Source organism: Vibrio sp. 1562 (assembly GCF_033340155.1).
GTDB lineage: Bacteria > Pseudomonadota > Gammaproteobacteria > Enterobacterales > Vibrionaceae > Vibrio > Vibrio alginolyticus.
This window is the reverse complement of sequence record NZ_JAWOVY010000613.1, coordinates 1-569: the sequence shown is the minus strand read 5'-3', so window position 1 is coordinate 569 and position 569 is coordinate 1. Positions and strand designations below refer to the sequence as shown.

Below are 569 nucleotides of genomic sequence, written 5' to 3'. Positions count from 1 at the left end.
GCCACACATCCACCACAGATTGCGTAATTTGGCTTAGGTTGTAGTTTTGACTGCCGTTACTCGCATCACCAGGAGCACTTTTAAGCTCATTCAGCTGCCAGTAAGTTTTTGATACGTGATCCTCTGTGATGGAGTCTCTCTCCACTGGCAATTTTGACGAGATATAATCGACGCTGGTTTTTATAGACTGAGCAACATGGTCAACTAATAGATTTCTAACCTGAATTTGCTTTCTTAACTGTTGGTTACTCGTCAATAATACGCGGCTTTGATGCCTTAGCTGGTTGGTCTTTAGAGTGACCTGAGCAGCAAGCTCTCGGTTTGCTTGCATAACATATCGTGATCGCCAGTACATGATAAGACCGATAAGCGTAGAAATTGAGACGAAAAAGCCTAATATCGCAAGCTGGGATAGATACCATGGTTTGAGCACTTCAAAACGAGACTCTAAGCCAACAACGCCCGCCGTTACCTGTGACTCGTTACTCACTTGAAGGTGGTATTCCCCAGAGTTGAGGTGCTCTAAGGTTAACTGACCCCCTTCTAAGGTCTGCCATCGGTCGTCTTCG

The 569-nt window shown here is 45.3% G+C and carries 1 pseudogene; it reads right to left on the bottom strand.

The features are described 5' to 3' along the window. Positions 1 to 569, bottom strand: a pseudogene (locus tag R7Z49_RS26700) (AraC family transcriptional regulator); the annotation flags it as partial.